9 protein-coding genes are annotated in these 8,636 nt (G+C 71.4%); 3 read left to right on the plus strand and 6 right to left on the minus strand.

Features of this window, described 5'->3' with window-relative positions:
- Window positions 1–5: 5 nt before the first annotated feature.
- Entirely contained in the window at window positions 6–1,085 is a 1,080-nt protein-coding gene (locus ACLQ28_RS21505) for a helix-turn-helix transcriptional regulator (protein WP_425688059.1), read from the minus strand.
- Window positions 1,082–2,080 (minus strand): helix-turn-helix transcriptional regulator, encoded by a 999-nt coding sequence (locus ACLQ28_RS21510; protein WP_425688060.1) that lies wholly within the window; start codon window positions 2,078–2,080, stop codon window positions 1,082–1,084. Before ACLQ28_RS21510 ends, ACLQ28_RS21505 begins: the two co-directional genes overlap by 4 nt.
- Window positions 2,081–2,206: 126 nt before the next feature.
- Between ACLQ28_RS21510 and ACLQ28_RS21515 the strand changes: the two genes are divergently transcribed.
- Window positions 2,207–3,199: a cation diffusion facilitator family transporter gene (locus tag ACLQ28_RS21515; protein ID WP_425688061.1), complete on the plus strand. Its 993-nt coding sequence runs from the start codon at window positions 2,207–2,209 to the stop codon at window positions 3,197–3,199.
- Between the two features lie 61 nt (window positions 3,200–3,260).
- Window positions 3,261–4,346 carry a DUF3866 family protein gene (locus ACLQ28_RS21520; protein ID WP_425688062.1) on the plus strand — a complete coding sequence of 362 codons (1,086 nt, stop codon included), beginning with the start codon at window positions 3,261–3,263 and terminating at the stop codon, window positions 4,344–4,346.
- Between the two features lie 24 nt (window positions 4,347–4,370).
- On the opposite strand, the gene ACLQ28_RS21525 is transcribed toward ACLQ28_RS21520, so the two are convergent.
- The 4 genes from ACLQ28_RS21525 to rfbA form a co-directional block, all read right to left on the minus strand.
- On the minus strand, window positions 4,371–4,565 hold the full coding sequence (locus tag ACLQ28_RS21525; RefSeq protein WP_110567409.1) for a hypothetical protein: 195 nt from the start codon (window positions 4,563–4,565) through the stop codon (window positions 4,371–4,373).
- A 67-nt stretch (window positions 4,566–4,632) separates the two neighbouring features.
- Window positions 4,633–5,991 (minus strand): Pup--protein ligase, encoded by a 1,359-nt coding sequence (gene pafA / locus ACLQ28_RS21530; RefSeq protein WP_393136488.1) that lies wholly within the window; start codon window positions 5,989–5,991, stop codon window positions 4,633–4,635.
- A gap of 68 nt (window positions 5,992–6,059) precedes the next feature.
- Window positions 6,060–6,683, minus strand: a complete 624-nt coding sequence (gene rfbC, locus ACLQ28_RS21535) for a dTDP-4-dehydrorhamnose 3,5-epimerase (RefSeq protein ID WP_425688063.1) — start codon at window positions 6,681–6,683, stop codon at window positions 6,060–6,062.
- Window positions 6,680–7,570, minus strand: a complete 891-nt coding sequence (rfbA, locus tag ACLQ28_RS21540; protein ID WP_425688064.1) for a glucose-1-phosphate thymidylyltransferase RfbA — start codon at window positions 7,568–7,570, stop codon at window positions 6,680–6,682. Before rfbA ends, rfbC begins: the two co-directional genes overlap by 4 nt.
- 87 nt (window positions 7,571–7,657) lie before the next feature.
- Here rfbA and rfbB point away from each other — a divergent pair.
- The coding region (gene rfbB, locus ACLQ28_RS21545; protein WP_425688065.1) for a dTDP-glucose 4,6-dehydratase at window positions 7,658–8,636 on the plus strand (979 nt) is incomplete at its 3' end.

Genomic DNA, 8,636 nt, shown 5'->3' on the forward strand with positions numbered 1-8,636 from the left:
TCAGCCTACTGGGTGCGGCCGGCCACCGCCGGGTCACCCGACGGCGCGCCGAGCGCACCCCCGGGGTCAAGCGTCACCGGATCAGACGCGGGCATCCGGGGCGCGGCTGTGAGGGCGGGCACGGCGTACGCGTCCAACGCGGCGGCCGCCGCCGCCCGTACCTGCTCGGCCAGCTCAACCGGGGCGACCACGATGGCGTCCGGGCCCAGGCCCAGCACGAACCGGCGGGCCCACCCCAGGTCGGTCACCCGCAGGGAGACGAGCCACTGATCGCCGTCGCCGGCCTCCACCCGCTCGCACGGGTAGTACTCGGTGATCCACCGCTCGCCCCGGCCGATGCGCAGCGTGATCAGCGGCAGGTCGGGCGAGGGCCGGAAGACACCCTCCGTGAGGTCGTGCGGGACGGCCTGCGGCGGGACGGCCGCTGGCTCGCCCAACTCGGTGATCGCGTCGATCCGGTCGGCCCGGAACAGGCGGACCGCCTCCGCGCGCCGACACCACGCCTCCACGTACGCCCGGCCGCCGACCATGAGCATCCGCAGTGGGTCGATGACGCGCTCGGTGGTCTCGTCCCGGGCCGCCGTGTAGTAGGTGATCCGCAGCGCCTTTCCGCCCTCCACGGCGGCACGCAGCGCCTCGACCCGCCGGGTGTCCCCGGGCAGCCGGACCGCCACCGGCGCGCCCACCAGGTCCCCCGCGTCCTCGATCTTGGCCAGGGCCCGTTCGACGGCCTCGCGGTTGGCTACACCGGGCGTCTCGGCGAGCATCCGCAGCGCCACCACCAGCGCGAGAGCCTCGTCCGGGGTGAGCCGCAACGGCCGGTCGATGCCGGCGTCGTAGGTGATGGTGACCCGGTCACCGTCGAACGCCATGTCGATCAGATCACCGGGGCCGTAACCGGGCAGCCCACACACCCAGAGCAGCTCCAGGTCCTCCCGTAGCTGCCGCTCGGTGACGCCCAGGTCACCGGCCGCCTCGGCGATCTCGATGCCGGGCCGGGCCAGCAGGTAGGGCACCAGGTTGAGCAGTCGGGCCAGCCGATCGGCGGACGCGCGGGAACCGCCCCGGGCAGCCGGGCGCGTCACCGGGCACCACCGGTGGCAGCCAGCTCGTCGTGTCGGACGGCGATCTCCTTGAGTCGTTGGATGACGGCCTCGCGGACCTCCGGTGGGTCGAGGACCCGCACGTCCGGGCCGTAGCCGACCAGGTGGCCGGCCAGCCCGTCCGGGTCCGCGAACGGCAGGACCAACCGGTCGCCGTCCGGCCCGGTGGTCACCTCCACCGCCCAGCGGCGCAGCCCGGCGGCCCGACCCGGTGCGGCCAGCACGGTGGCCCGGCCGGTGCGTTCCACGGGGCCCGACCAGCGGGCCACGTGGCTGATCAGGTCGACATTGGCCGGCGGCTCGTACGCGCCGGGCGCACCGGTCACCCGGACCGTGCCGACGACCCGGGACAGCCGGAAGCAGCGGGTCGCCGCCCGGTCCAGGTCGTGGCCCACCACATACCACCGGCCGCGCCAGCAGACCACGCCCCACGGCTGCAGCCGCCGACGGCTGGGCGCGTCGCGGTCCGGCACCCGGTAGTCGAAGCCGACCTCGCGCCGGTCCCGGGCGGCTGCGGTCAGCGGCGCGAACGCCGGGTCGACCGTGACCATCGGCTCCAGGCCGAGGGTGGCCTGCGGGTCCACCTCCACCCCGGCGGCTCGCAGCTTCGCCAGCCCGGACGACGCGGCGGCGGCCAGCCCGGCGTGCTGCCACAGCCGTGCGGCGATGCCCACCGCGGCAGCCTCGTCGGGTTCGAGAAGGATGTCAGGCAACGCGTATTCGCGGTGGGCGATCCGGTAGCCGGGCTCAGCGTCGAAGGCGCTCGCCGTGCCGGTCTCCAGTGGCACACCCAACTCGCGCAGCTCGGCCTTGTCCCGTTCGAACTTGCGCTGGAACGCTTCGTGGTCACGCGCGTCGTCGGGGTCGTGCTCGTAGCCGGGCACGGTCGCGGCGATCTGCGCGGCGGTCAGGAACCGTCGCGTGGACAGCAGACAGATCACCAGGTTGACCAGGCGTTCGGTGCGGGTCCGCGACACGCGGTAGACGCTAGCAGCCGACGCGCCCGCGACGTGCACCCGCGCGGGCGTGCCGCACATCTGTTCGGATCGGTGGTGTCTCCGGGAGTCCTGCGGCGGGTCGCCGCCGGTCATAGGGTGGCCCTCATGCCGCAACCGGACATCAAGACCGAGAGCGTCGGCACCGTCATCGTCGCGGGTGCCGCCAACCTCGCCATCGCGGTCGCCAAGTTGGTCGCCGGGGTGATCTCCGGGTCGGCCGCGATGCTCTCCGAGGCGGCACACTCGGTCGCCGACACCACCACCGAGGTGCTGCTCTACCAGGCGCTGCGCCGCGGTGCCCGACCGGCGGACCAGCGGCACCCCTTCGGGTACGGCAAGGAGAGCTACGTCTGGGCGTTCTTCGCCGCGATGTTCACGTTCGTCGCCGGCGCCGGCTTCGCCGTCACCCACGGCGTCACGACGATCCTCGTGCACGAGCACAGCGGCGACTACCTGATCTCGTACATCGTTCTGGCGGTGTCGTTCGTCATCGAGTCGATCTCGCTGGCCCGGGCCCTGCGGCAGGTCCGCAGCGAGTCGAAGCGCTGGGGGACCACTCCCTGGCGCTTCCTGCGCCTGACCGCCGACACCACTGTCAAGGCGGTCTTCCTGGAGGACAGCGCGGCCCTGATCGGTCTGCTGCTGGCCGGGGCCGGCGTCGGCCTGTCCCACGCCACCGGCGACGAGGTCTGGGACGGCATCGCGTCGATCCTGATCGGGCTTCTGCTGCTGGCGGTCGCCGGGATCCTCGCCGGCAACAACCTGTCGCTGTTGGTCGGCCGGGCGGTCCCGGAGCGGCTGCGCCACGAGATCGAGCAGGAGTTGACCGGGCTGGCCGAGGTGGAGCGGATCGACACCCTGATGACCATGCAGCTCGGCCCGGAGGACATCCTGGTCGCCGCGAAGGTCGACTTCCGTGACGAGGCCACCGGCGCGGCCATCGAGGCCGCCGCCGACGAGGCCGAACGACGGCTCACCAGGCGGTACCCGGAGATCCGTTACGTCTTCCTCGACCCCACCCGCTCGTTGCCCGGCGCCACCGGCCGGGCCCGGCACACCCAGGCGGACCCGGACGCGGGCGACGAGCCCGACCGCTGACCCACGGCCACGGCAGCACCCGCGCGCGGGCCGCCACGCCCGCGCGGCTAGCGTGCCCGTCATGGTGCGATGGCGTACGGGGACGGTGGCAACGCTGCGACGGCAGTGGACCGGGGCGGTGGAGCTGGACGTGGACCTGCCCGACGGCACGCGCATGCGGGCGCTTGCCTATCCGGAACTGGTCGGCACGCCCGAGCCCGGCGACCGGGTGCTGCTCAACGCCGGTGCGCTGCTGATGGGGTTGGGCACCGGCGGGTACGCCCTGGTGGTCGCCCTGCCGGACCGACTGCCGCCGGATCCGCCGGACGTCAGCGACACCCGCGATGCCGGGCACCTGGTCAAGGCCCGCTACACGCCATTGCAGCCGATCCTGCTCGGCGTCGACGAGGAAGCGTCACCGCACCGCGATGTGCTGGCCGACGCGGACGACCTCGGCGGTCTGCCGGTGGTCACCGCCGACCTGCACTCGGCGCTGCCGGCGATTCTGGCCGGCATTCGGGCCGACGCGCCGCAGGCGCGGGTGGCGTACCTGCTCACCGACGGTGGGGCACTGCCAGCCTGGTTCTCCCGCACCCTCGCCGGGCTGCGCGCCGAGCTGGCCGGCACGATCACCGTCGGGCAGGCCTTCGGCGGCGACCTGGAGGCCACCACCCTGCACGGCGGCCTGCTCGCCGCCCGGTACGTGCTGGGCGCCGATGTGGCCATCGTGTCCCAGGGGCCGGGCAACCTGGGCACCGGCACCCGGTGGGGCTTCTCCGGCGTCGCCGTCGGTGAGGCGGTCAACGCGATCGCCACGCTGGGTGGCCAGCCGGTCGGCTCGCTGCGCATCTCCGACGCCGACCCCCGTCCCCGGCACCGGGGCGTGTCGCACCACAGCCTCACCGCGTACGGCCGGGTGGCGCTCGCCTCGGCGGAGCTGGTGGTGCCCGAGGACCTGAAGCCGTCCCTCGCGGCCGAGGTGGACGCGGCGCTGGCACCCCTGGCGGCCCGGCACCGGATCGTCCGGGTGCTCACCGACGGTCTCGACGCCGCGCTGCGCGCCAGCGCCGTGCCGCTGTCCACCATGGGCCGTGGCCTCGACGCCGACCACGCGTACTTCCTGGCAGCGGCAGCCGCCGGCCGCCACGCCATCACCCTGCTCCCCTGAGGAGCCCCGGGAAGCGGTCGCCGATCAGGCCAGGAAGATCAGGGCCAGCCAGCCGCCGACGATGAGCACCAGCGCCAGGGCCAGCACCCACGTCGGCACGGTGTATTCACCGCGGCGGTTACGGTCGACCTCGGCGCGGATCTTGTCCCGCCGGCGTTCGACCCAGTTCTGCCGCTCGGTGCCGCGCTCGGGGCGGTCGGAAGGTCCGGAAGTCGTCATGGCGCGCTCAGCTTACCGGGCCTGCCGGCCCCGCCAGCGGACACCACCGCCGGGGCCGGCACACCTGTCACATGCTGGCGATGAGCCGCTCCACCCGCTCGTCGTACGCCCGGAACGGGTCCTTGCAGAGCACGGTGCGCTGCGCCTGGTCGTTGAGCTTCAGGTGCACCCAGTCGACGGTGAAGTCCCGCCGCTTCTCCTGGGCGTGCCGGATGAACTCGCCGCGCAACCGCGCCCGGGTGGTCTGCGGCGGAGTCTCCTTGGCCTCGAAGATCTCCGGGTCGGTGGCCACCCGGTCGACCTCGCCACGCCGCTCCAGCAGCCCGTAGAGGCCTCGGCCGCGACGCACGTCGTGGTACGCCAGATCCATCTGCGCCACCCGGGGGTGCGACAACGGCAGGTCGTGCTTGCGCTGGTAGCGCTCGATCAGCCGCAGCTTGCTGACCCAGTCGATCTCCCGGGAAACCGGCTCCAGGTCCCCGGTCTCCACGGCGCTCAGCACCCGCCCCCACAGCTCGACGACCCGCTTGGCGGCCTGGTCACCGCCGCGACGCTCGACGAACTCGGTGGCCTTGGCCAGGTATTCCTGCTGGATGTCCAGGGCACTGACCTCCTTGCCGGAGGCCAACCGCACCTTGCGCCGGCCGGTGATGTCGTGCGACACCTCCCGGATCGCCCGGATCGGATTTTCCAGGGACAGGTCGCGCATCACCACCCCGGCCTCGATCATCCGCAGCACGATGTCGGCGGTGCCGACCTTGAGCAGCGTGGTGACCTCATTCATGTTGGAGTCACCGACGATCACATGCAGCCGCCGGTAGCGCTCGGCGTCGGCGTGCGGCTCGTCGCGGGTGTTGATGATCGGGCGGCTGCGGGTGGTCGCCGAGGAGACGCCCTCCCAGATGTGCTCGGCCCGCTGTGACAGGCAGTAGACCGCGCCGCGCGGAGTTTGCAGGACCTTGCCCGCCCCACAGATCAACTGCCGGGTGACCAGGAACGGAATGAGTACGTCGGCGAGCCGACCGAACTCGCCGTGTCGGGAGACCAGGTAGTTCTCGTGGCAGCCGTACGAGTTGCCAGCCGAGTCGGTGTTGTTCTTGAACAGGTAGATCTCACCTGCGATGCCCTCGTCGTGCAGTCGCTTCTCCGCGTCGACGAGCAGGCCCTCCAGGATCCGCTCGCCAGCCCGGTCATGGGCGACAAGATCGGTCACCGAGTCGCATTCCGGTGTGGCGTACTCCGGATGCGACCCGACGTCCAGGTAGAGCCGGGCCCCATTGCGCAGGAAGACGTTGCTCGACCGACCCCAGGACACCACGCGACGGAAAAGATATCGCGCGACCTCGTCCGGGGACAGCCGCCGCTGCCCGCGATAGGTGCAGGTGACGCCGTACTCGGTCTCGAGGCCGAAGATTCGCCGCTCCATGGTGAGACATTAGCCGCCCGGAGGCCCGATTCGTCACTGTCACACCACAGGTCGTACCCCGGGGGCGGTCACATACCGGTTGAGTGCGACATTCCGTCCGGTCCGAGGCTCGCCACGAACCGCCGGCAGCTGTCGTACTCCGGCAGCAGGCCCCGCTCGCGGGCCTGCGCCAGCGTCGGCGCCGCGTCGTCACGCGCGGACAGCAGCGGAACGTCGGCGGGCCACTCGATGCCCAACTCCTCGTCCAGCGGGTGCACCGCGTGCTCGCCGGTCGGGTTGTAGCTCGCCGAGCAGAGGTAGCTCAACGTCGCGTCGTCGGTCAGCGCGCAGAAACCATGCCCCAGACCCTCGCTGAGGTAGACCGCCCGACGGTCGGTGTCGTCCAGCCGGACGCCCTCCCAACGGCCGAAGGTCGGCGAACCCACCCGCAGGTCCACGATCATGTCGAGGACCGCGCCACGCACACAGGTGACGTACTTGGCCTGCCCCGGCGGAACGTCGGCGAAGTGGATGCCGCGCACCACGCCTCGCGCGGAGACCGACAGGTTGGCCTGGGCCAGGCGCAGCGGATGCCCCACCGCCTCGGCGAGCTTATCGAAGCGGTACCACTCCATGAACATGCCACGCGGGTCGCCGTGCTGCTGGGGGGTGATCTCCCAGGCGCCCTCGATGCTCAGCTCCCGGATCTTCACCACATCACCCCGTCGCGGCCGTTCGGCCCATCCAGCAGGCCAAGCAGGTAGTCGCCGTAGCCACTCTTCGTCAACGGTGCGGCCAGCGCGCGCAGCTGGTCGTCGTCGATGAGGCCGGCCCGCCACGCCACCTCCTCGACACAGCCGATCTTCAGACCCTGCCGTTCCTCGACCACCCGGACGAACTCGGCTGCCTGCATCATCGAGGTGAACGTGCCAGTGTCCAGCCAGGCGGTGCCCCGATCCAGCACCGTCACCGACAGCTCCCCGGTCTCCCGGTACACCTCGTTGACCGCCGTGATCTCCAGCTCGCCGCGGGCGCTCGGGGTGAGCTTGCGGGCGATGTCCACCACCCGGTTGTCATAGAAGTACAGGCCGGGCACCGCGTAACGGGACCTCGGCCGGGCCGGCTTCTCCTCGATCGAGAGCACCCGACCGGCGTCGTCGAAGTCGACCACGCCGTACTCCTGCGGGTTGGCCACCTGGTAGGCGAAGACCCGCCCGCCGATCGGGTCACCGTGCTCGGCGAGCTGCCGGCCCAGACCCACACCGTGGAAGATGTTGTCGCCGAGGATCAGCGCCACCGACTCGGCGCCGATGAAGTCCGCACCGAGGATGAACGCCTGCGCGATGCCCTCCGGGCGCTCCTGGCTGACGTACTCCAGCCGCAGCCCGAACTGGCTGCCGTCGCCGAGTAGCCGACGAAACTGGTCCTGGTCGTCCGGAGTCGTGATCACCAGGATCTCCCGCACCCCGGACATCACCAGAGTGGAGAGCGGGTAATAGACCATCGGCTTGTCGAAGACCGGCATCAGCTGCTTCGAAACCGCCCGGGTGATCGGCCAGAGCCGGGAGCCGGTGCCGCCGGCAAGAAGGATTCCACGCACCGGGGAAGCGTAGCGGCACAAAAGCAGAAGGCACCGGGGGGTCACACCCCCCGCGCCGCTCCAAACTTCGCGTACACTTCCCGACCCGTGAGGATCCTCGTCACCGGCGGAGCCGGATTCATCGGGTCGGAGTACGTTCGCCTGCTGCTGGGCAAGCCCCTCGGCAGCGCCGAGGGCGTGCCGCCGCTTGAGCCGGCGGTCGTGACCGTGCTCGACAAACTGACCTACTCGGGCAACCTGACCAACCTCGACCCCGTCCGCGACGACCCGCGGCTACGGTTCGTCCAGGGCGACATCTGCGACCCCGTCGTGGTCGACGACGTCGTCGCCGGCCACGACGTGATCGTGCACTTCGCCGCCGAATCACACGTCGACCGGTCCATCGCCGGCGCCGCCCCGTTCGTCACCACGAACGTCCTCGGCACCCAGACCCTGCTCGACGCCGCCCTACGCCACCGCACCGGCCGCTTCGTCCACGTCTCCACCGACGAGGTCTACGGCTCCATCGACGAGGGATCCTGGACCGAAACCTGGCCCCTCGCACCGAACTCCCCCTACTCGGCGTCGAAGGCCGGCTCCGACCTCCTCGCCCTGGCCTACCACCGCACCCACGGCATGGACGTCGTCGTCACCCGCTGCTCCAACAACTACGGCCCCTACCAGTACCCCGAAAAAGTCATCCCCCTGTTCGTCAGCAACCTCCTCGACGGCGCCACCGTCCCCCTCTACGGCGACGGCGGCAACATCCGCGACTGGCTACACGTCCACGACCACTGCCGCGGCATCGCCCTCGTCCAGCAGAAGGGCCGCGCCGGCGAGGTCTACAACATCGGCGGCGGCACCGAACTGACCAACAAGGAACTCACCGGCCTGCTCCTCGACGCCTGCGACGTCGGCTGGGACCGCGTCGTACCCGTCACCGACCGCAAGGGCCACGACCGCCGCTACTCCCTCGACATCACCAAGATCCACGAGGAACTCGGCTACACCCCCAGCATCACCCTCGACCAGGGCCTCGCCGACACCGTCACCTGGTACCGCAACAACCGCACCTGGTGGGAACCCC

Origin of the sequence: Micromonospora sp. DT201 (assembly GCF_049841575.1) — a bacterium.
GTDB lineage: Bacteria > Actinomycetota > Actinomycetes > Mycobacteriales > Micromonosporaceae > Micromonospora.

What these genes read in the sequence shown, in the direction of transcription:
- ACLQ28_RS21515 (WP_425688061.1), top strand. Translation starts at nt 2,207, where the DNA reads ATGCCGCAACCGGACATCAAGACCGAGAGCGTCGGCACCGTCATCGTC.
- ACLQ28_RS21520 (WP_425688062.1), top strand. Translation starts at nt 3,261, where the DNA reads ATGGTGCGATGGCGTACGGGGACGGTGGCAACGCTGCGACGGCAGTGG.
- ACLQ28_RS21525 (WP_110567409.1), bottom strand. Translation starts at nt 4,565, where the DNA reads ATGACGACTTCCGGACCTTCCGACCGCCCCGAGCGCGGCACCGAGCGG.
- pafA (WP_393136488.1), bottom strand. Translation starts at nt 5,991, where the DNA reads ATGGAGCGGCGAATCTTCGGCCTCGAGACCGAGTACGGCGTCACCTGC.